This window comes from Pseudomonas sp. VE 267-6A (assembly GCF_024126555.1).
Classification (GTDB): Bacteria; Pseudomonadota; Gammaproteobacteria; order Pseudomonadales; family Pseudomonadaceae; genus Aquipseudomonas; species Aquipseudomonas palmensis.
The window spans coordinates 67,574-86,721 of the sequence record NZ_JAMYBY010000014.1; the positions used below are offsets into that span (position 1 = coordinate 67,574).

The 19,148-nt window shown below is 66.7% G+C and carries 19 protein-coding genes; 11 read left to right on the forward strand and 8 right to left on the reverse strand.

What is annotated here, in order from left to right; translation table 11 throughout:
* Positions 1-83: 83 nt before the first annotated feature.
* Together NJH59_RS17485 and NJH59_RS17490 are read right to left on the reverse strand one after the other, a co-directional pair.
* Positions 84-788 (reverse strand): GntR family transcriptional regulator, encoded by a 705-nt coding sequence (locus NJH59_RS17485; protein ID WP_058541363.1) that lies wholly within the window; start codon positions 786-788, stop codon positions 84-86.
* Between the two features lie 42 nt (positions 789-830).
* Positions 831-1,808 carry a LysR family transcriptional regulator gene (locus tag NJH59_RS17490; protein ID WP_088515457.1) on the reverse strand — a complete coding sequence of 326 codons (978 nt, stop codon included), beginning with the start codon at positions 1,806-1,808 and terminating at the stop codon, positions 831-833.
* Between the two features lie 113 nt (positions 1,809-1,921).
* Between NJH59_RS17490 and NJH59_RS17495 the strand changes: the two genes are divergently transcribed.
* Together NJH59_RS17495 and NJH59_RS17500 are read left to right on the forward strand one after the other, a co-directional pair.
* The gene (locus tag NJH59_RS17495) at positions 1,922-2,809 is read left to right on the forward strand and encodes an SDR family oxidoreductase (RefSeq protein ID WP_253087088.1); all 888 of its coding nucleotides are present in this window, start codon (positions 1,922-1,924) and stop codon (positions 2,807-2,809) included.
* A gap of 145 nt (positions 2,810-2,954) precedes the next feature.
* Entirely contained in the window at positions 2,955-4,592 is a 1,638-nt protein-coding gene (locus NJH59_RS17500; protein WP_043861067.1) for a methyl-accepting chemotaxis protein, read from the forward strand.
* 213 nt (positions 4,593-4,805) lie between these two features.
* On the opposite strand, the gene NJH59_RS17505 is transcribed toward NJH59_RS17500, so the two are convergent.
* From NJH59_RS17505 to NJH59_RS17530, 6 genes are all read right to left on the reverse strand, one after another.
* Positions 4,806-6,086 carry an OprD family porin gene (locus NJH59_RS17505; RefSeq protein WP_054916110.1) on the reverse strand — a complete coding sequence of 427 codons (1,281 nt, stop codon included), beginning with the start codon at positions 6,084-6,086 and terminating at the stop codon, positions 4,806-4,808.
* Positions 6,087-6,118: 32 nt separating this feature from the next.
* On the reverse strand, positions 6,119-7,255 hold the full coding sequence (locus tag NJH59_RS17510) for an ABC transporter substrate-binding protein (RefSeq protein WP_253087089.1): 1,137 nt from the start codon (positions 7,253-7,255) through the stop codon (positions 6,119-6,121).
* Between the two features lie 48 nt (positions 7,256-7,303).
* The gene (locus NJH59_RS17515) at positions 7,304-8,062 is read right to left on the reverse strand and encodes an ABC transporter ATP-binding protein (protein ID WP_253087111.1); all 759 of its coding nucleotides are present in this window, start codon (positions 8,060-8,062) and stop codon (positions 7,304-7,306) included.
* Between the two features lie 5 nt (positions 8,063-8,067).
* A complete protein-coding gene (locus NJH59_RS17520) occupies positions 8,068-9,834 on the reverse strand; it encodes an ATP-binding cassette domain-containing protein (RefSeq protein WP_253087090.1) in 1,767 nt (588 codons plus the stop codon).
* A complete protein-coding gene (locus NJH59_RS17525) occupies positions 9,834-10,871 on the reverse strand; it encodes a branched-chain amino acid ABC transporter permease (RefSeq protein ID WP_043861071.1) in 1,038 nt (345 codons plus the stop codon). The genes NJH59_RS17520 and NJH59_RS17525 overlap by 1 nt, the downstream gene beginning before the upstream one ends.
* A gap of 447 nt (positions 10,872-11,318) precedes the next feature.
* The gene (locus NJH59_RS17530) at positions 11,319-11,900 is read right to left on the reverse strand and encodes a TetR/AcrR family transcriptional regulator (RefSeq protein ID WP_043861072.1); all 582 of its coding nucleotides are present in this window, start codon (positions 11,898-11,900) and stop codon (positions 11,319-11,321) included.
* Positions 11,901-12,194: 294 nt separating this feature from the next.
* Between NJH59_RS17530 and NJH59_RS17535 the strand changes: the two genes are divergently transcribed.
* From NJH59_RS17535 to NJH59_RS17575, 9 genes are read left to right on the forward strand one after another with little or no spacing between them, the layout of a single operon-like run.
* On the forward strand, positions 12,195-13,010 hold the full coding sequence (locus tag NJH59_RS17535; protein ID WP_088515455.1) for an alpha/beta hydrolase: 816 nt from the start codon (positions 12,195-12,197) through the stop codon (positions 13,008-13,010).
* 6 nt (positions 13,011-13,016) lie between these two features.
* On the forward strand, positions 13,017-13,313 hold the full coding sequence (locus NJH59_RS17540) for an extradiol ring-cleavage dioxygenase (protein ID WP_043861074.1): 297 nt from the start codon (positions 13,017-13,019) through the stop codon (positions 13,311-13,313).
* A 4-nt stretch (positions 13,314-13,317) separates the two neighbouring features.
* The gene (locus NJH59_RS17545) at positions 13,318-14,169 is read left to right on the forward strand and encodes a protocatechuate 3,4-dioxygenase (RefSeq protein ID WP_054916106.1); all 852 of its coding nucleotides are present in this window, start codon (positions 13,318-13,320) and stop codon (positions 14,167-14,169) included.
* Positions 14,166-14,519: a non-heme iron oxygenase ferredoxin subunit gene (locus tag NJH59_RS17550; protein WP_058541175.1), complete on the forward strand. Its 354-nt coding sequence runs from the start codon at positions 14,166-14,168 to the stop codon at positions 14,517-14,519. Before NJH59_RS17545 ends, NJH59_RS17550 begins: the two co-directional genes overlap by 4 nt.
* A gap of 38 nt (positions 14,520-14,557) precedes the next feature.
* Entirely contained in the window at positions 14,558-15,907 is a 1,350-nt protein-coding gene (locus tag NJH59_RS17555; RefSeq protein WP_043861077.1) for an SRPBCC family protein, read from the forward strand.
* Between the two features lie 9 nt (positions 15,908-15,916).
* Entirely contained in the window at positions 15,917-16,447 is a 531-nt protein-coding gene (locus tag NJH59_RS17560) for a 3-phenylpropionate/cinnamic acid dioxygenase subunit beta (protein WP_043861078.1), read from the forward strand.
* A gap of 10 nt (positions 16,448-16,457) precedes the next feature.
* Entirely contained in the window at positions 16,458-17,270 is an 813-nt protein-coding gene (hcaB, locus tag NJH59_RS17565) for a 3-(cis-5,6-dihydroxycyclohexa-1,3-dien-1-yl)propanoate dehydrogenase (RefSeq protein ID WP_054916105.1), read from the forward strand.
* 31 nt (positions 17,271-17,301) lie between these two features.
* Positions 17,302-18,273, forward strand: a complete 972-nt coding sequence (locus NJH59_RS17570; RefSeq protein ID WP_043861080.1) for a nitronate monooxygenase family protein — start codon at positions 17,302-17,304, stop codon at positions 18,271-18,273.
* A gap of 29 nt (positions 18,274-18,302) precedes the next feature.
* Positions 18,303-19,085 (forward strand): fumarylacetoacetate hydrolase family protein, encoded by a 783-nt coding sequence (locus tag NJH59_RS17575; protein ID WP_058541174.1) that lies wholly within the window; start codon positions 18,303-18,305, stop codon positions 19,083-19,085.
* Positions 19,086-19,148: the final 63 nt, after the last annotated feature.

Sequence of the window (19,148 nt, forward strand, 5' to 3'; positions counted from 1 at the left end):
CGCGGTGTGGATGACGAAATCGGCATAGGGCCATGACCTGTCCGAACTGTTGCAACGCGCCATGGCCTGGGGGTTTTGAGAGATCAGCCTTGTTGGCCCGGCTCCAGACCGGGGTGGGGCTTGGCCATCGGCAAGTGCTCCAGCAAGGTCTCGCACACCCCCGCAATATGCTCATCCAGCAAGCCCACCGCGCGCTCCACATCACCCGCCCGGCATGCATCGAGGATCTCGCGGTGTTCGTGGTCGGCACGCTCCTTGCCCGCCGACAGGCTCATCTGCATGCGCAGGTACCGCTCCAGCTTGTCGTTCACCGAACGGATCATGCTCACCAGAAACGGTCGCTGCGCCGGCTCGTACAGGCACGCATGCAACTCCCAGTTCAACTGCGCCCAGCGGCCCACATCGTTCTCGCCGATGAACTCCTGGCAGATGCGCTCGGCCTGTTCGAACGTGGCCTCGGTCATGTTCGGGATGGCCAGGCGCAACACCTTGTCCTCCAGCAACATGCGCACCTCGAACATCTGCGCCAGCTCGAAGTCCGACAAGCGCGTGACCATCGCCCCCCGGTTGCGCTGGAACATCACCAGCCCCTCGGCCTCAAGCCGCTTGAGCGCCTCGCGCACCGGGATCTTGCTGACGTTGAACTGACGCGCGATGTCGTCCTGGCGAATTGGCTCGTCTTCGTCGAAGTGCCCGGCCACGATGGCATCGCGCAGGTGCCGGGTGATGATCTCGGACGTGGAGGGCGTGTTGCCCAGGTCCGGCGCGTTGAGTTTGGGTAGGTTCACGGTGGCAATCATTCGAGGGGATTTAGGGATATGGTATACGAATTATCTGGAAACGTTCGCTCGGGAGCGCGACGCGTTGCCACACGATGACGGCGACGGCGGCTCGAAACCGTCCCCCGACAGGCACTGGCGCAGGTGCGTCAGCAGCGTCGCGACCTTGGGCTGCGCCTGCCGGCTCTTGAGCCACGCCAGGTGAATCGGCAGGCCGTCGGTGGCCAGCGGCGCCAGCACCTGTACCAGGCTGCCGTCTTCCAGCTGACGACGAATCAGCCAGGTCGGCAGCTGTGCGATGCCATGCCCGGCCAGCACTGCGGCCACCTGGCCCTCGGCATCGCCCACCGCCATGCGTGCCGGCATGATCCGACGCTCGGTATGCCCGGGGCGGGCGGTAGGGAAGTGCCACGGGCCGACCATGCCGTCATTGAGCCCGTACACGATGCAGCTGTGGCGTTCCAGTTCGAGCTCGTTGCCGGGCTCGCCATGACGCTCCAGGTACGCGGGGGCGGCGCAGAACACCACGCGCTGCGAGCCCAGGTAATGGTGCCCCACCGCCGCCGGCCAGCTTTGCGGCCCGCCGATGCGCACGAACAGGTCGATGCCGGCCTCGACCGGGTCCACGAAGCGGTCGGAGAAGGTCACGTGCGGCATCAGCAGCGCATGCTCGCGCACGCAGGCCAGAATCGCCGGCAGCCCGTGCAGGCGCCCGAAGGCCGCCGGCAGGTCGATGCGTACCCGGCCGCGTGGCTCGGCGTCTTGGGTGCTCAGCGCCAGCTCCGCCTCTTCCAGCTCGGCCAGCACGCCGGTGCAGGTGCGATAGAACGCCGCCCCGGCTTCGGTCAGCGCCACGCGCCGTGTTGTGCGTGCCAACAGGCGCGTGTGCAGCCGCGCCTCGAGCCGCGCGACGCTCTTGCTGACTGCCGAGCCGGTCAGGTTAAGGCGCTCGGCCGCGGCCTTGAAGCTGCCCAGGTCGGCCACGCAGACGAACACGTCGATGCCCTTGAGGCGTTCCGAAGAATACATGTGCCCACCCCATTGATGAATTGCAGTCACTTTACCCGGTAAAACATATCGCCAATACGCCGTTTGTTCCCGAGTAGCCTGATTCAACCTCTACTGCACAACAGGTTGCGACCATGCACGACACCAAGCCCACCGTCCTCATCACCGGCGCCACCGGCCAGATCGGCGGCGACACCCTGCGCTTTCTGCAAGGCGACGACACCATCGAACTGGTGGCCGCCGTGCGTTCGCCGGCCAAGGCGCAGCCCTTCGAGGCCCGTGGCATCCGCACGGTGATCATGGACTTCGACCACGAGCACACCCTGGCGCCGGCCCTGCAGGGCGTCGACCGGGTGCTGCTGGTGACCGGCTACAGCGTCGACATGCTGCGCCAGAGCAAGGCCTTTCTCGACCGCGCACGCCACGCCGGGGTGCAGCACGTGGTGCACCTGGGGGCCTGTGGCGATGACGACGCCACCATCGGCCACTGGGCCTGGCACCAGTTCGTGGAGCGCTATGTGCAATGGTGCGGCTTCAGCTTCACCCACCTGCGCCCGGAGTGCTTCATGCAGAACCTGCTCAGCTACGACGGCACCCAGGCCGTGCGCAACGGCGTGATCGAACAGTACACCGGCCACACGCGGTTCAGCTGGGTCGACGGCGAAGACGTGGCGCGGGTGGCGGCGCAGGCCCTGCTGCACCCGCAGCGCCATGCCGGGCAGACCTACCGCCTGGGCTACGACGTGAAGTCCTACGACGAGGTGGCACAGGTGATGAGCGAGGTACTCGGCCAGCCGTTTCGCTATGACGCGCAATCACCCGACGTGTTTCTCGAAAACATGCGCGCCGCCGGCGCCGAGATGGCCTACATGAGCTGCGTGCACGACAACTTCACGCGCATGGCCGTCGGCACCATCCCCGGGGTCGACCAGGTGTTCGACAACTTCCAGGCCATCACCGGCCGCGAGCCGGTGCGCTGGGTGGATTTCGTGCGCAAGCACCGGGCTGCATTCGCCTACTGATCGAATACATATCTGAATCTTTTTGTAAGAGGTAAATGACATATTAGAAGCGGGTCAATCTTCATTTTAAAATACAATAGTGTATGTTTGTGCGCGGTGCGCCTTGCGCCGTCGTGCATAACAATAAAATGAGGTATTGCCCCCTATGATCGGGTTGAGACATCTGCGTATCAGCACCCGCATCACCGTGCTGGTGATCGGTATCACCCTGTTTGTCGTGTTGCTCAGTGGCTGGCTGGGGCTGACCCTGCAACGCAGCCTGCTGCAGGAGAAGATGGCCGGTGTCGGCACTGCGCTGGACACCGCATCCACCCTGCTGGCGCATTATGAGAAGCAGGCCGAGGAAGGCCACCTGAGCCGCGCCGAGGCGCAGCGCCAGGCGGCAGAAATGGTCAGCCGCATTCGCTACCTGGGCGACAACTACCTGCTGATCCTCGACCTGCAGCACCGCATGCTCATGCACCCCAAGGCACCCGCCCTGGTGGGCAAGTCGCAGGCCGATTTCAAGGACGTCAACGGCAAGCCGTTCGCCCGTGAAATGATCGACCGGGCCGTGGCCCAGGGGCGCGGCACGGTCGAGTACTGGTTCCCGCGGGCAGCCGGGCAGGCGCCGGAATTCAAGGTGTCCGAGGTGGTGCTGTTCAAGCCCTGGGGCTGGGTGCTGGCCAGCGGCATCCACCCGCAGGACGTGCGCCACGAAGTGAACACGGTGCTGCGCATGCCGGCGTTGCTGGTGCTGGTGGCGTTGCTCGGCATGGCGCTGTGCGCCTGGCTGCTGATTCGCAGCATCACCCGGCCGCTCAACCACACCGTGCAGGCGCTGGCCCGCGCCACCGATGGCCACACCGACCTGACCTTGCGCCTGCCCACCGACGGCTTCGACGAGCTGACTCAGGTGGCGCACAGCTTCAACCGCCTGGTGGAGGCTGCGCACCGCGTCACCCGCAGCATGGCCAAGGCCAGCCAGCGCATCTCCAGCACCAGCGACAGCCTGGGGCAGATCACCGAGGCGGCGCAGCGCAGCATGCAGGCCCAGCAACTGGAGACCGACAGCGTGGTCACGGCCATGAGCGAGATGGTCAGCACCGTGCAGGACGTGGCGCACAATGCCAGCGTCGCCGCCAGCGCCACCCGCGATGCCGAGCAACAGGCCACGGCCGGCAGTGCCACGGTGCGCGATGCCGGTGAGGCGATTGGTGCGCTGGCCGAGGCGCTGGAGCACAGCCGCAGCGTGGTGGACCAACTGGCCACCGACTCGGGCAGTGTCGGGCGCGTACTGGACGTGATCACCGCGATTGCCGAGCAGACCAACCTGCTGGCGTTGAATGCTGCCATCGAGGCGGCGCGTGCAGGTGAGCACGGGCGTGGCTTTGCGGTGGTGGCGGACGAGGTGCGCACGTTGGCGCGGCGTACGCAGCAGTCGACGCTGGAGATCCAGCAGATCATCAACCGCGTGCAGGCCGGTGCCAGCCAGGCGGCGGCGCAGATCGGCGCCAACGTCGAGTCGGCGCAGCAGCCGGTGGCCGCCTCGGCGCGGGCGGGGCAGGCGCTGGCGTTGATCGATGCGTCGGCGTCCACGGTGAGCCAGATGACCTTGCAGATTGCCAGTGCGGCGGAGCAGCAGGCGGCCACGGCAGACGGTATCAACCGCAGCGTCACGCGCATCCACGACGCCTCGACGGTGAGCGCGCGCACCATCGAGCAGACGCGCCAGTCGTGTGATGAGTTGAGGGCGTTGGCGCAGCAGCTGGAGGAGCAGGTGGGGCAGGTGGTTACGGGGTAAATTGTGAGGGCCCCTTCGCGGGTCAAGCCCGCTCCCACAGGATCTCACCCGCCACGCCAGCATTTTGGACGCACCGCAAGACTGTGGGAGCGGGCTTGACCCGCGAGAGGCCTGACCAGGCACTGCAAGACAATCGGACTGTCATGGCCACCCTGGAATGCAAAACGCCCCGGCAAGCCGGGGCGTTTTTCATCTACACACGATGCCAGCGCGTTACCAAAGCGCCACGGTGTAATCCACGTTCACCCGCAGCTCGTTGTCATCCCTGAACGCCGCAGTCGAGGCAAAGTCATTGCGGTACCACGCATGGCGCAACCGCAATGCAACGTTCTTGAACGTGCCGCTCTGCACCACGTACGACAACTCGATGTCCTTCTCGCTCTCGCTGCGCCCGCTGCCGCCCAGCGCATTCGGCAATTCGATGCGGCTGCCGTCCAGGTAACGCAGCATGCCCTTGAGCCCCGGTACGCCCAGGGCGACGAAGTCGTAGTCATAGCGCACCTGCCAGGTACGCTCCTTGGGGTTGAGGAACTCGCTGCTCAATGCGCCCTCGCTCACCACCATCGGCTCGGACCCGGCGATGTACGGCATCGCCGTATCGCCGCTCAATTGCATGTAGCCCAGCCCCAGGCTGTGTGCGCCCAGGCTGTAGGTGCTCATCACGCCGAAGGTACGGTTGTCGACCTTGCCGGCCCTGGCCGGGCCGTCCTCGCCGCTGATGTGGTAACGCACATCGGTCTTCAGGCGCCCGTTCGCCACCGCACGGTTGTCGACGAAGCCGACGTAGTCCTGGCGATAGATGTCCTCCAGCTGCGCATGGTAGTACTTGAGCACCAGTTGCTCGGACCACTGATAGTCGCCGCCGCCATAGGTAAAGCTGTCCGACTCGGCCGCACCATTGAAGCGCCGGTTGGGCGCGGCGACGGTGATCTTCTGGTAGTTGGTGGAATCGCGCTGGTTCATGCGGTCCAGGCGCCCGCCGCTGAGGGTCAGGTTGTCGATGTCCTGGGACTTGAACTGCACCCCGCGAAAGGTCTGCGGCAGCAGGCGCGTGGGGCTGGCGAACAGGATCGGCGAAAACGGTGCCAGGGTGCCGGCCTGCAGTTCGGTCCTGGAGACCTTGACCTTGCCGGTCAGGCCCAGCTCCGAGTAATCGTCGCGCGGGTCGCGGTCCCTGGGGTCGAACGGCAGCAGCCCGGTGCCGGTGCGCGCGGGGCTGGAGTCCAGTTTCAGGCCCAGCATGGCCTGGGCATCCAGGCCGAAGCCGACGGTGCCCGGGGTGTAGCCGGAAGTGAAGCGCAGGATGAAGCCCTGGGCCCATTCGCGCGTCGCCGACTGCGCCGATTCGCCCTTGTAATCACGGTCGAAGTAGTAGTTGCGCGCGGTCAGGGTGGCCTTGCTGTCTTCGATGAAACCCTGGGCCAGCAGTGCCGGGCTGAGCCCGCACAGGGTGCCGAGGGCGAGGGTGGTGTTGACCCGTTTCAGAGTGCTCATGGATCTGCCTTTTTTATTATTGTTGTGGGGGTTTATTCAGGGGCATGCAGCAGGACCCATTGCTGGTCCTGCACGCTCACCAGTGCACGCGCGCGCTGGTCATGGCCGAAATGGTCGGTGGCGCTGAGGTTGTACACGCCATGGGTGCCGACCACGTCGCGGGTCTGCTCCAGCTGGTCGCGCAGTTGCTGGCGAAATTGCGTGGTGCCGGGCTCGGCACCCTTGAGCGCCGCCGGGGTGGCCGCCTGCACCAGCAGCATGGCGTCGTACAGGTAGGCGCCGAACGGCGACAGGCTGTTGTCGCCGTACTTGGCCTGGTAGTCCTGCGCGTACTGGCTGGCGATGGCCTTGGAGGGGTGGCTGGCGGGCAGCTTGTCCCACACCACCACCGGGCCCACCGGCAGTATCGCACCGTTGAGCGCCTTGTCGCCGATGCGCAGGAACGCGCTGTTGGCCGCGCCGTGGGTGTGGTACACGGTGCCCTTGTAGCCCAGCCGGCGCAGCTCGGTATGCGGCAGCGCCGCCGGGGTGCCGGTGGCGCCGATCAGCACCGCGTCGGGCTTGCTGCTCATCACCTTCAGCGCCTGGCCGCTGACCGACGAGTCGGTGCGGTTGAAGCGCTCGTCGCGCACCAGCGTGATGCCTGCCGCCGGCGCCATTTCGCTGAGCACCTTGTGCCAGTCTTCGCCCCACACATCGTTGTAGCCGATGTAGGCGAGGGTCTTCACACCGTTCTGCTGCATGTGCTCGATCAGCGCCTGGGCCATCAGGGTGTTGGTCTGGGCGATGGTGAAGATCCAGCTCTGCTCGCCGCTGGCGGGGCTGAACGGTGCCAGGGCGATCTGCGCGGTCTGGCTCTCCTTGGCGATCTGCGCGACTGCTGCCGAGGTGGGCACGGTGGTCGAGCCGATCAGCAGGTCGACCTTGTGCTCGCTGACCAGCTTGCGCGCGTTCTTGGCCGCGGCGGTACTGTCGCTGGCATCGTCCAGTACCACGTATTTGACGGCCTGCCCGGCAATCTCCCTGGGCAGCAGCGCCACGGTATTGCGCTCGGGGATGCCCAGCGAGGCCCCCGGGCCGGTGGTGGAGAGAATCACGCCGACGGTCATGTCGGCCTGTGCAGCGGTCGACAGCGTGGCCAGCAACAGCAAGGGAAGAATCGGTTTCATGCAAGCTCCTGATATTGTTTTTATGGGTGTGGCAAGTGCTGCGGGGCGCTACGTGCCGGTAGCGCTGATCACCTCCGTGGTGGCGGTGGGCGCGGGTGCGCGGCCCAGGTAGCTTTCGACCACCCGGGGGTTGCTGGCCAACGCCTGGGCGTCGCCTTCAAGCACGATTTCGCCGACCTCCAGCACGTAGCCGTAGTCGGAAATCTTCAGCGCAGCGCGGGCGTTCTGCTCCACCAGCAGGATCGACACGCCGCTCTGGCGCAGGGTGTCGAAGATGGTGAAGATCTCGCCGATCACCCGCGGCGCCAGGCCCAGGCTCGGTTCGTCGAGCATCAGCAGGCGCGGTTTGGCCATCAGCGCGCGGCCGATGGCGAGCATCTGGCGCTCGCCCCCCGAGAGCGTGCAGGCGGCCTGCTGGCGCCGTTCGAGCAGGCGCGGGAACAGCCCGAACACCTCGTCGAGGGTCTGCTGATGGTCGCGAAAACCGCGCCGGTGGCGGCTGAAGGCGCCCAGGCGCAGGTTGTCCTCCACGCTCATCAGGCCGAACAGCTCGCGGCTCTCGGGCACCAGCACCATGCCCTGGTTGATGCGCTGGGCCACGTCGTGGTGGCCCAGCAACGCCTGGCCGGCGTAGGTCACCTGGCCCTGGCAGGGCAGCAGGCCGATCAGCGCCGCCATCAGGGTGGTCTTGCCGGCGCCATTGGGGCCGATCAGGCTGACGATCTGGCCTTCCTCCAGGTGCAGGTCGAGGTTGCGTACCGCCTCGACCTTGCCGTGGTTGATCGACAGGTTGCGCACATCCAGCAGGCGACTCATTCGACACCTCCGAGGTAGGCGGCCAGCACCGCAGGGTTCTGCTGGATCTGCAGCGGGGTGCCGCTGGCCAGGGGCTGGCCGAATTCCATCACCACGATGTGGTCGGCCAGGCCCATCACGAACTCCATGTCGTGCTCCACCAGCAGCACGCCCAGGCCCTCGCCACGCAACTGCTCGAGCAGTTGCGCCAGCGCCTGTTTCTCGCCATGGCGCAGGCCGGCGGCGGGTTCGTCGAGCAGCAACAGCAACGGGTCGCTGCACAGCGCGCGGGCGATCTCGACGATGCGCTGCTGGCCCAGCGGCAGACTGCCGGCCGGGGTGTGCAGGTATTCGCCCAGGCCCACCCGCTGGATCTGACGCGTGGCCTCGGCGAGCAGGGCGGCTTCTTCCTTGCGTTCCAGGTGCAGCATCGAGCGCAGCAGCCCGGCCTTGCCCCGGGCATGGGCGCCGAGGGCGACGTTCTCCAGCACGCTCATCTCGCCCAGCAGGCGCACGTGCTGGAAGGTGCGGCTCACGCCCAGGTGGGCAATGGCGCGCGGCGACAGGCCTTCGATGCGCTGGCCGTTGAAGGTGATCTGCCCGGCATTGGGCGTCAGCACCCCCGACAGCAGGTTGAACAGGGTCGACTTGCCGGCGCCGTTGGGGCCGATCAGCGCGGTCACCTCGGCGGCATTCACCGACAGGCCCATGTTCTTGTTGGCCACCAGCCCGCCGAACTGCTTGAGCAGCCCCTGGGCCACCATCAGCGGCTTGCCGGCCGCCGGCATGCTGCGCCGGGGCAGGGCCGGCGCGTCATCCAGCACCAGGGTGCGCGGGCGGCTGGCCGGCAGCACGCTGCGCAGCACCGGCAGCAGGCCGCCGCGGGCGTACTGCAGCACCAGGATCACCAGCACGCCGAAGAAGATCATCTCGACGTTGTCGGCGTGCCCGAACAGCTGCGGCAGCACGTCCTGCAGCACCTGCTTGATCAGGGTCAGCAACGCTGCGCCCAGCAGCGCGCCCCACAGGCTGGCGACGCCGCCCAGCACGATCATGAACAGGTACTCGATGCCCATCACCACCGAGAACGGCGTGGGGTTGACCACCCGCTGCAGGTGCGCGTACAGCCAGCCCGACAGGGCCGCGAGCAGGGCGGCGATGATGAACACCTGCAGGCGGCTGCGTGCGGTATCGATGCCCATCGCCTCGGCCATCCCGGCCGATTCCTTGAGGGTGCGGATGGCACGGCCCTGGCGGCTGTGCAGCAGGTTGTCGAGCAGCCACAGGCTGGCCGCCAGCAACAATCCGATCAGCACGGCGAAATCGGCCGAGCCGCTGATCTGCCAGCCCAGCAGCTCGATGTTCGGCAGGTTCTGCAGGCCGCCGAAGCCGCCCAGGCCCGGCAGGTTGCCGAACAGGTAGAACAGCGCCAGGCCCCAGGCCAGGGTGCCGATGGGCAGGTAGTGCCCGGCCAGGCGCAGGGTCAGCAGGCCCAGGCTGGTGGCCACCACCAGGGTGATCGCCAGCCCCGCCAGCAGGCCCAGCCACGGCGACAGGCCGTACTGGGTGGTGAGCACCGCGCTGGCGTAGGCGCCAATGCCCACGAATGCGGCCTGGCCGAACGAGGTCATGCCGCCGATGCCGGTCAGCAGCACCAGGCCCAGGGCCACCAGGCTGTACAGGCCGATGTAGTTGAGCAGGGTCACGTGAAACGCGGGCAGCACCAGCGGCGCCAGGCCCGCCACCAGCAGCAGGGCCAACAGGGGGATCAGTCGCAGGGCCATCAGTGTTGCTCCTCCAGATGCGGGTTTTTCAGCGACAGCCACAGCAGCACCGGGATCACCACGGTGAACACGATGACCTCCTTGTAGGCCGAGGCGCCGAAGTTGGCGAAGCTCTCCAGCACGCCGACGAAAAACGCACTGGCCGCGGCTATCGGGTAACTGGCCAGGCCGCCGAAGATCGCCGCCACAAAGCCCTTGAGGCTGATCAGAAAGCCCGAGTCGTAATACAGCGTGGTCAGCGGGCCGATCAGTACCCCGGAGATCGCGCCGATCAGCGCGGCCAGGCCGAACGCGGCCTTGCCGGCCAGCTGGGTGGGGATGCCCACCAGCTGCGCGCCGGTACGGTTGAGCGCAGTGGCACGCAGCGCCTTGCCGTACAGGCTGTGGCCGAAGAAGGCATACAGCAGGCCGATCAGCAGCAGCGCGCTGCCGATCACCAGCAGGCTCTGCAGGCCCACCGGCAGCTCGCCGAGCATGAACACCGACTCGGCCAGGGCTTCGGTGCGCACGCCCTCGGCGCCGAACATCAGCAGGCTCACGCCCACCAGCGCGATATGCACCGCCACCGACACGATCAACAGCAACAGCACCGAGGTCTCGGCCACCCGCTGGTACACCAGGCGGTACAGCAACGGCCCCAGCGGCGTGACCAGGGCCAGGGTCAGCAGAATCTGCAGCAGCGCCGGCAGGCTCGCCAGGTCGAGGTTGCCCAGCACCGCCCACAACAGCAGCGGCAGGCTCAGGTAGCGCGCCAGCAGGCCCGGCAGCCGGCGCCATTGACGGCGCCGTGCGGCGTCGGTGCAGTCCAGTGCGCAGGCGGCCAGCGAGCAGCCCAGCAGCAGCCACACGGTGCCGGGCATCAGGCCCAGCTGCAGGGTGGCCAGGGTCAGGGCGCTGTAGGTGACGAAGTCGCCCTGGCACACCAGGATGGTGCGCGTCACCGAGAACACCAGCACCAGGGCCAGCGCCACCAGTGCGTAGATCGCGCCCGTGGTCAGGCCGTCCTGGGCAAGAAACGCCAGTATCGAGAAATCCATGGGCAGGCCTCAGCGAGCAGTGGGCAAGGGGGAGGTGGGGTGCCGGCCGCAGAGGGCGGTCGGCGTCGGTGCGGCGGTGCCGTACCGGGGGCGTGACGGGTCGGGCGCGCAGGGCGGGACCCGGCGAGAGCGTGCAGGCGCGTGCATAGTGAAGTACTCGTTTTCTATTCTTATTGTGGTGCGCCCCTGCCCGGGGCAGGGCAACATGCAAGGCGTTTAAATACACATGTGCATGTGTATGTATAGACTACGCGGGAAGGTGGGCGGCTTGTCAACAGGCGCCGCAGCGGCGCGCCTGCATTCGCCGATTTATTCGATTATCTATTTGAATTTATTGAATAAATATTTTTCAAGACGAGCGTGCCAATACCCGCTGGATGGCGGGTATTGGATATACAGAGATACATTTGTGTATTTGCAATGTGCCGAGCGGGTCGGCACAGGCGCTCAGGCCGGGGCGTGGCTGCACGCGGGGAGGAGGATGCCGGCCATGCGCTGGCTGCGCGCCAGGCGTTGTTGCGGGGTGTCTTCGCTGTGCAGCAGCGACAGGCTGATCTGGTAGGCGTAGATCAGGTAGGCGCGGTCCTGGGCTTCGTCGCTGGGCACGCCGGCCTGAATCAGCAGCCCCTCGATGTAGTTCAGGCGATGGCTGTCCACCTCGTCGATGGCCTGGCGCGCCTGCTTGTCGCGCCGCGCCCAGCCGCGGATGCCCAGTTCGATCGAGGCGGCGTCCTTGGCGGTCTGGCCGTGGGAAGGCAGCTCCAGCAGGCGCTGCAACTGCTGCAGCGGCGAGCTGTGGGCCGTGCGCAGGTTGAGGATCACATCCTCGGTGGCGCGTGCGCGCCAGTTGCCCAGGATGCCTTCGAGCAGTTCGCCGCGGCTTTTGAAGTGGTAGTAGAAACTGCCACGGGTGATCTTCAGTTCCTTGGCCAGGGTGTCGACGCGCACGGCGTCGACGCCGCTGGTGACAAGCACTTCCTGTGCCGCATGAATCCAATCTTCCCGCGTGAGGTTGGTGCGTGATGACATTGTGTAGGGCCTTGTCCAACAAGCTGGATAAGCGCCAGGGCAGCGCAGGGTTCGACGCTTGGCCTTGGCAGCAAACCGTCATTCTAACGCCCGCCGCAACGGCGAAGCTATTGCCGGCATTGGCCACAAGGCCAGTGCCGGGTGTCCGCATCCTGCCATACATGACAGTACATAGGTGTAGGTGCGGCTGCTCATTATTTGAAAATAGTCATGTTTTTTCATTGACTCAGGTCAAAACGGTAAATAGCATGCAGATACACAACTGTATGTTAAGAATAAAAACCGGAGGCCGACATGAGCGCAACTGCAAAGACTCTGCTCGCAGCAGGGCACCACACCCACTACCACGAGGCCGGCCAGGGCGAGCCGCTGTTCCTGCTGCACGGCTCGGGCCCGGGTGTTTCGGGTTGGGCCAACTGGGCCGCCAGCGTGCCGGTGTTCGCCGACCGCTGGCGGGTGATCGTGCCGGACATCGCCGGCTTCGGTTTCACCGAGTTCAAGGATGACGCCCGGTACGACATCAAGCTGTGGGTCAGCCACCTGATCGGCATCATGGATGCCCTGGATATCCAGAAGGCCTCCTTCATCGGCAACTCGTTCGGCGGCGCCCTGGCCATCGGCCTGGCGGTGTTCGCCCCCGAGCGCGTCAACAAGCTGGTGCTGCTCGGCACCCCGGCCGGCGAGTTCGTGCAGACCCCCGGCCTGCGCGGCGCCTGGGAATACGAGCCGTCGCTGGCCAACATGCGCCAGCTGATGGAGCTGTTCCCCTACGACAAGGCGCTGATCACCGACGCCATGGTGCAGGCCCGCTACGAGGCCAGTGCCCGGCCCGGTGCCCAGGCCGCCTTGCGCAAGCTGATCCCGCAGCCCGCCGCCGAAGGCCAGACGATGGTCAAGGGCTTCCCCGCCGCCGCGCTGGCCAAGATCGTGGCGCCGACGCTGGTGGTACACGGTCGCGAAGACTGTGTGGTGCCGCCGGAGTGCGGGCTGCTGATCGCCAACAGCATTGCCGACGCCGACCTGCACCTGTTCGGGCGCTGCGGTCACTGGGTCCAGAGCGAGCAGCCACGGCGCTTTGCCGCGCTGGTTCGCGACTTTCTCGGCGAGTAATCCGGCATGAGCAGAAACGTGATGGAGCGGGTGCTGTGGCAGCTGTGCGTGGAGCGCGCGGCCAAGCAGCGCTTTCGTGAAGACGCCGCAGGCTTCGTGCAGCGCTTTGCCCTGGCCCCCGACGAGGCGCAGATGATCCTCGACTTCGACGTGGCCGGCCTGCAGGCGGCCGGGGTCAACCCGATGCTGACCATGGGCTTCTGGCAGGAGCTTTCGCCGCAACGCAGCATGCGCGTCTACAAGCAGCGCCTGGGCTGTACCGATGAACAAGGCGCGGGGTTTTCCGCCGCGCTCAAGGGGTGAACCGATGGGCAAGATAGTGGGCGGCTTCTGGATGCCGCATGACCCGGTGATGTTCGTGGCGCCCGAAGCGCCACCGGCTGCACAACGCGATGCCGTATGGGGCGCCTATGCCCAATGCGCCGAGCGCCTGGCCGCCTTGCAGCCCACGGCGGTGATCATCGTCGGCTGCGATCACTACATCCTGTTCGGCCCCCATTGCCTGCCGCGCTACGTGATCGGCACCGGCGACGTGGACGGCCCCATCGACCGCCTGCCGGGCCTGGACCGGGGGGTGGTGCGCAACCACCAGGCGCTGGCCGAGCACATCGTCCATCACGGTGAAGGGCAGGGCGTGGACTGGACCGTGGCGCGCAGCTTCACCGTCGACCATTCGTTCTCGATCCCGCACCAGCTGGTGGTCAAGCCGGCCGAGGCCCTGCTGGGCCGTGAGCTGCCGAGCATCCCGGTGTACCTGGCGTGCGGCGTCGACCCGTACATCTCGCTGGAGCGCTCGGCCGACCTGGGCCGGCAACTGCGCGCGGCAGTCGAGGCGTTCGACGCCGACGAGCGCGTGGTGATCATCGGCAGCGGCGGCATCAGCCACTGGGTAGGCACCGTCGAGATGGGCCAGGTGGCCGAGGACTTCGACCGCGAAATCCTTGCCCACGGGGTCAACGGCGACCTGCAGGCACTGTGCGCCTACCGCGACGAAGACATCCTGCGTCGGGCCGGCAACGGCGCGATGGAAATCCGCAACTTCGCCTGCGCCATGGCCGCCCTGGAGCGTCCGCGCGGTGAAGTGATCGCCTATGAAGCCGTGCCCGCCTGGGTCACCGGCCTGGGCTTTGTGCAACTCAACAACGAGGAGCCGGCATGAGCCGCATACTGCTTTGCCAGCGTGACGAGCTGGCGCCGGGCGAACTGAAGAAGGTCGCCAACGGCGATGGCGATGCCCTGTGCGTCTACAACCTGGGCGGCACCTTCTACGCCACCACCGACATGTGCACCCACGCCACCGCCTCGCTGGCCGAAGGCGACATGGAAGACGACCTGATCACCTGCCCGGTGCACTGGGGCCAGTTCCATATCCCTAGCGGCAAGGCTGTGACCTTCCCCTGCGAACGGCACCTGCGCACCTACAAGGTCATCGTCACCGACCGCGAGGTGTATGCCGACACGGCCCTGGAAGCCGACGAGGCGCTGGCCGACGCCGACAGCCCGGTCTGACCGGGCGCCGTCCAACCGCATACCTGTGAGTCTGAACCATGGATAACAACAAGCACATACCGCTCAGAACCCTCGAAAGCACGCCCGCCCTGGGCAACCTCGACCGCCTCTGCGACATGCAGGAGGGGCGCCTGTCGGGCAAGGTGTTCTGGGACGAGGCGATCTACGAGCAGGAGCTGGAGAAGATCTTCGCGCGCTGCTGGCTGTTCGTCGCCCACGAATCCCAGTTGCCCAGGTCCGGCGACTACCTGACCACCTCGATGGGTGAAGATGAAGTGCTGGTGGTACGCCAGAAGGACGCCTCGATCAAGGTGTTCCTAAATGCCTGCCCGCACCGCGGCAACAAGGTGTGCTTTGCCGAGGCCGGCAACGCCCGCGGCTTCATCTGCAACTACCACGGCTGGTCGTTCGGCGCCGATGGCGGGCGCCTGATGGGCATGCACGAATCCAAGTGCTACGAAGAAAGCCAGTTCGACAAGTCCAGGCATGGCCTGCGCGAAGCCCGCGTGGCCAGCTACAAGGGCCTGGTGTTCGCCACCTTTGCCAGCGATGCGCCGACCCTGGAGGAGTACCTCGGGCCGATGACCTGGTACATGGACGTGATGCTCGACATGGACGAGGGCGGCAGCGAGTTCCTGGGCGGCTGCATCCGCTCCACCATCGAGTGCAACTGGAAGATCGCCGCCGAAAACTTCGTCGGCGACATCCTGCACGGCGGCTGGACCCACGACTCGGCGGCCAAGGCCATGCTCGGCGGCCCGGTGGCCAATGTCGGCGAACTGCCCGAATCCTACTCGGTGAACTGGAACGGCCACGGCTACGAGTTCGCCACCGACGTGGTCGGCAACGCCGCCACCCTGGGCGAAAAGGACATCAACAAGTACCTGCATGTGCTGCGCCCCAAGGTCGCCGAGCGCCTGGGCGAGTTCCGCTCAAAGCTGATCGGCGCGATCTCCTCGTTCACCGTGTTCCCCAACTTCTCGTTCCTGCCGGGGCAGAACACCGTGCGCATCTGGCAGCCGCGTGGCCCGCACAAGATCGAGCTGTTCACCTGGGTCATCGTCAACAAGAACGCCCCGCAGGACATCAAGGACAAATGGCGCCGTGGCGCGATGATGACCTTCTCGCCCACCGGCGTGTTCGAGATGGACGACGGCGAGAACTGGGAGTACTGCACCAAGACCAGCCGGGGCGTGGTCACGCGCTACCAGGACTTGTACGTGGGCCTGGGCATGCACACCCGCCTGGACGACAGCGAACTGCCGGGCAACGTGTTCAAGGGCCAGCTCAACGAATGCAACGCGCGGGCGTTCTACCAGCGCTGGAAAGACCTGCTGCAGGCACCGACCTGGGCCGACGTACCAGACCGCAACGGCACGCTGCGCTGAGGGGGCGAGATGACACACCAACTGCAGGACACCCCGGTGTCCATCGACGAGGCCCGCCGGGTCGAACAGTTTCTGCTGCGCGAGGCGCGCCTGCTCGACAACGAGTGCTGGGACCAATGGCTGCTGAGCCTGAGCGAAGCCATCCACTACTGGATGCCCGGCATCGAGAACCGTCGCCGCGAAGACAAGTCCGGGCCCTACCGCCTGGAGCACATGGCCTTCTTCGATGACGGCATGCGCGAGCTCAAGCGCCGCGTGGCGCGCTTCAAGCAGCCCTCGGCCTGGGCCGAGAACCCGCCCACGCGCAACGTGCACCTGGTCAGCAACATCGAGGTGTACGCCGGCGCCGAGCCGGGCGAGTACCTGGCGTATTCGTGCTTCGTCAACGTGCGCAGCCGCGGCCTGGACGAACACGCCCAGCTGGCCGGGCGGCGCGAGGACGTGCTGCGCCTGGAGGCCGAGGGCCTCAAGCTGCTCAAGCGCAAGATTCTGATCCCCAACGCGATGTTGCTGTGCAAGAACATCAACACGTTCCTATGAGGGCCTGCACATGGCTTGGTTGAAAGGGCAGGTGGCACTGGTCACCGGCGGTACCGGCGGCATCGGCAGCGCCATCGTGCGCCGCTACGTGGCCGAAGGCGCCAGGGTCGCGGTAATGGGCCGCGACGCGGCGCAACTGGCGGCGCTGGCTGCCGAGCTGGGCGATGCGGTGATCACCGTGCAGGGCGACGTGGCGCGCTATCAGGATAACCAGCGCGCCGTGGCCGCCACCCTGGAGGCGTTCGGCAGGCTCGACACCTTCGTCGGCAACGCCGCGGTGTTCGACTATTTCACCCGCCTGGACCGCATCGCCCCGCAGGATTTCGAGGGTGCGTTCCAGAAACTCTTCGCCACCAACGTGCAGGGCTACCTGCTCGGCGCGCAGGCGTCGATCGAGGCGCTGCGCCAAACCCGTGGCAGCATGATCTTTACCTTGTCCAACAGTGCCTTTTATGCCGGCGGTGGTGGCATTCTGTACGTCACCGCCAAGCATGCGCTGGTGGGCATGATCCGCCAGCTGGCCTACGAGCTGGCGCCGGACATCCGGGTCAACGGCGTGGCGCCGGGGGCGACCAACACGCCGATGAAAAGCCTGGATGGCCTGAACAGCCGCAGCGTACCGCTCAACCAGATCCCCGGGTTCGAGGCCGGTGCCGCGCAGGCTGTGCCCCTGCAACGGATTGCCGAGCCCGAGGACCACACCGGGCACTACGTGCTGCTGGCCTCGCGCGAGAATGCCGGGTTGACCACCGCCAACATCATCCACAGCGATGGCGGCTGGGAGATTCGCAGCGCCGGCCCCACGCGGTCGCGCAAGGCCTGAGCCTTGATAACCAGAACAAGAGAGATGCGTGATGACAACAACAAGCCTGAGTGCACCGCAACAGCAACTCCTGAACCTGTTCGCCGGGCTCGACCTGCCGGTGCTGGCCGCGCCGATGTTCCTGGTGTCGGGCCCGCGCCTGCTCGCCGCCAGCTGCCAGGCCGGCATCGTCGGCAGCCTGCCGGCACCCAATGCGCGCACCGTCGAGCAACTGCAGCAATGGCTGGAACAGATCGTCGGCGAGCGTGACGCCGCGCAGCAGCGTGGCGAACAGTGGGCGCCGTGGATGCTCAACATGATCGTGCACAGCACCTACGACCGCTTCGAGGCCGAGCTTGAACTGGTGCGCCGTTACCAGCCGCCGATCGTTTCCACCGCCCTGGGCAGCCCCAAGCGCGTGCTCGACACCGTGCACGCCTATGGCGGGGTGGTGATCGCCGACGTGATCAGCCCGGCCCTGGCACGCAAGGCCGTGGCCGCCGGCGTCGATGGCCTGGTGCTGGTGTGCAACGGCGCCGGCGGGCATACAGGCAACTACAACCCGTTCGCCTTCGTCGCCGAAGTGCGCGAGTTCTGGGACGGCCCGCTGGGCCTGGCCGGGGCGATCTCCAACGGGCGCGACATCCATGCCGCGCAGGTGCTGGGCTGCGACTTCTCGCTGGTGGGCACGCGCCTGATCGCCACCCACGAAAGCCTGGTCGAGGACGCCTACCGCGACATGCTGGTGGAGTGCTCGCTGGACCAGGTGACCACCACCAAGGCGGTCAGCGGTGTGCTGGCCAACTGGATGCAGCCGTCGCTGGACAAGGCCGGCATCGACCCGCGCAGCGAAACCCGCCCCAGCATCGACTTCTCCGGCGACATCGCCACCGCCAACAAGGCGTGGAAGCACGTGTGGTCGGCGGGGCAGGGCGTGGGCCAGATCACCCGCACCTGCAGCGTGGCCGAGCTGGTCGACGAACTGCACCAGGGCTATCGCCAGAGTCGCGCGCGCGCGTTGTAAGCCAACCGGACCCGTTCAGGAGCAACCCCATGACCCACCCCAACCTTCAGGCCGCCGCCGCAGCGCTGGCCCAGGCCCGCTCGACCCGCACCCCGTGCGGGCGCATTTCCGAGCGTTTCGACATCCAGTCGCTGCACGACGCCTACGCCGTGCAGGAACTCGCCACCCAGGCCGCGCTGGCCGCCGGCCGGCGCCTGAGCGGGCGCAAGGTCGGCCTCACCTCGCTGGCGGTGCAGCAGCAACTGGGCGTCGACCAGCCCGACTTCGGCATGCTGTTCGCCGACATGGAATGCCACGATGGCCAGGCCATCGACAGCACGCGGCTGATCCAGCCCAAGGCCGAGGGCGAGATCGCCTTCGTGCTGGGGCGCGACCTGCCCGACCCCGACACAACCCTGGGCGAGCTGCTGCGCGCGGTCGACCATGTGCTGCCGGCGCTGGAAATCGTCGACTCGGCCATCGAGGACTGGAAGATCACCCTGGTCGACACCGTGGCCGACAACGCCTCCTCGGGCCTCTACGTGCTGGGCAAGACCCCGGTCAGCCTGCACGGCCTGGACCTGGCTCTGGAAGGCATGCTGCTGGAGAAGAACGGTGCCCAGGCCGCCATCGGCGTGGGTGCCGCGTGCATGGGCAACCCGCTGGATGCCTGCCTGTGGCTGGCGCGCACCATGGCCCTGGCCGGGCGCCCGCTGCAGGCCGGTGACGTGCTGCTGTCCGGCGCGCTGGGGCCGATGGTGCCGGTGGTGGCGGGCGACAGCCTGCGCCTGCGCCTGACCCGCCTGGGCGAAGTGAGCTGTCGCTTCACCTGAGCCGTGCCGGCTTGAACCCGGCGGCCTGACCGACCGCCGGTACCTACAACAATAAAACCAGTG

Coding starts and splice junctions, on each gene's coding strand:
- NJH59_RS17490 (WP_088515457.1), bottom strand. CDS start 1,808: ATGTATTCTTCGGAACGCCTCAAGGGCATCGACGTGTTCGTCTGCGTG.
- NJH59_RS17495 (WP_253087088.1), top strand. CDS start 1,922: ATGCACGACACCAAGCCCACCGTCCTCATCACCGGCGCCACCGGCCAG.
- NJH59_RS17500 (WP_043861067.1), top strand. CDS start 2,955: ATGATCGGGTTGAGACATCTGCGTATCAGCACCCGCATCACCGTGCTG.
- NJH59_RS17505 (WP_054916110.1), bottom strand. CDS start 6,086: ATGAGCACTCTGAAACGGGTCAACACCACCCTCGCCCTCGGCACCCTG.
- NJH59_RS17510 (WP_253087089.1), bottom strand. CDS start 7,255: ATGAAACCGATTCTTCCCTTGCTGTTGCTGGCCACGCTGTCGACCGCT.
- NJH59_RS17520 (WP_253087090.1), bottom strand. CDS start 9,834: ATGGCCCTGCGACTGATCCCCCTGTTGGCCCTGCTGCTGGTGGCGGGC.
- NJH59_RS17525 (WP_043861071.1), bottom strand. CDS start 10,871: ATGGATTTCTCGATACTGGCGTTTCTTGCCCAGGACGGCCTGACCACG.
- NJH59_RS17530 (WP_043861072.1), bottom strand. CDS start 11,900: ATGTCATCACGCACCAACCTCACGCGGGAAGATTGGATTCATGCGGCA.
- NJH59_RS17535 (WP_088515455.1), top strand. CDS start 12,195: ATGAGCGCAACTGCAAAGACTCTGCTCGCAGCAGGGCACCACACCCAC.
- NJH59_RS17540 (WP_043861074.1), top strand. CDS start 13,017: ATGAGCAGAAACGTGATGGAGCGGGTGCTGTGGCAGCTGTGCGTGGAG.
- NJH59_RS17545 (WP_054916106.1), top strand. CDS start 13,318: ATGGGCAAGATAGTGGGCGGCTTCTGGATGCCGCATGACCCGGTGATG.
- NJH59_RS17550 (WP_058541175.1), top strand. CDS start 14,166: ATGAGCCGCATACTGCTTTGCCAGCGTGACGAGCTGGCGCCGGGCGAA.
- NJH59_RS17555 (WP_043861077.1), top strand. CDS start 14,558: ATGGATAACAACAAGCACATACCGCTCAGAACCCTCGAAAGCACGCCC.
- NJH59_RS17560 (WP_043861078.1), top strand. CDS start 15,917: ATGACACACCAACTGCAGGACACCCCGGTGTCCATCGACGAGGCCCGC.
- hcaB (WP_054916105.1), top strand. CDS start 16,458: ATGGCTTGGTTGAAAGGGCAGGTGGCACTGGTCACCGGCGGTACCGGC.
- NJH59_RS17570 (WP_043861080.1), top strand. CDS start 17,302: ATGACAACAACAAGCCTGAGTGCACCGCAACAGCAACTCCTGAACCTG.
- NJH59_RS17575 (WP_058541174.1), top strand. CDS start 18,303: ATGACCCACCCCAACCTTCAGGCCGCCGCCGCAGCGCTGGCCCAGGCC.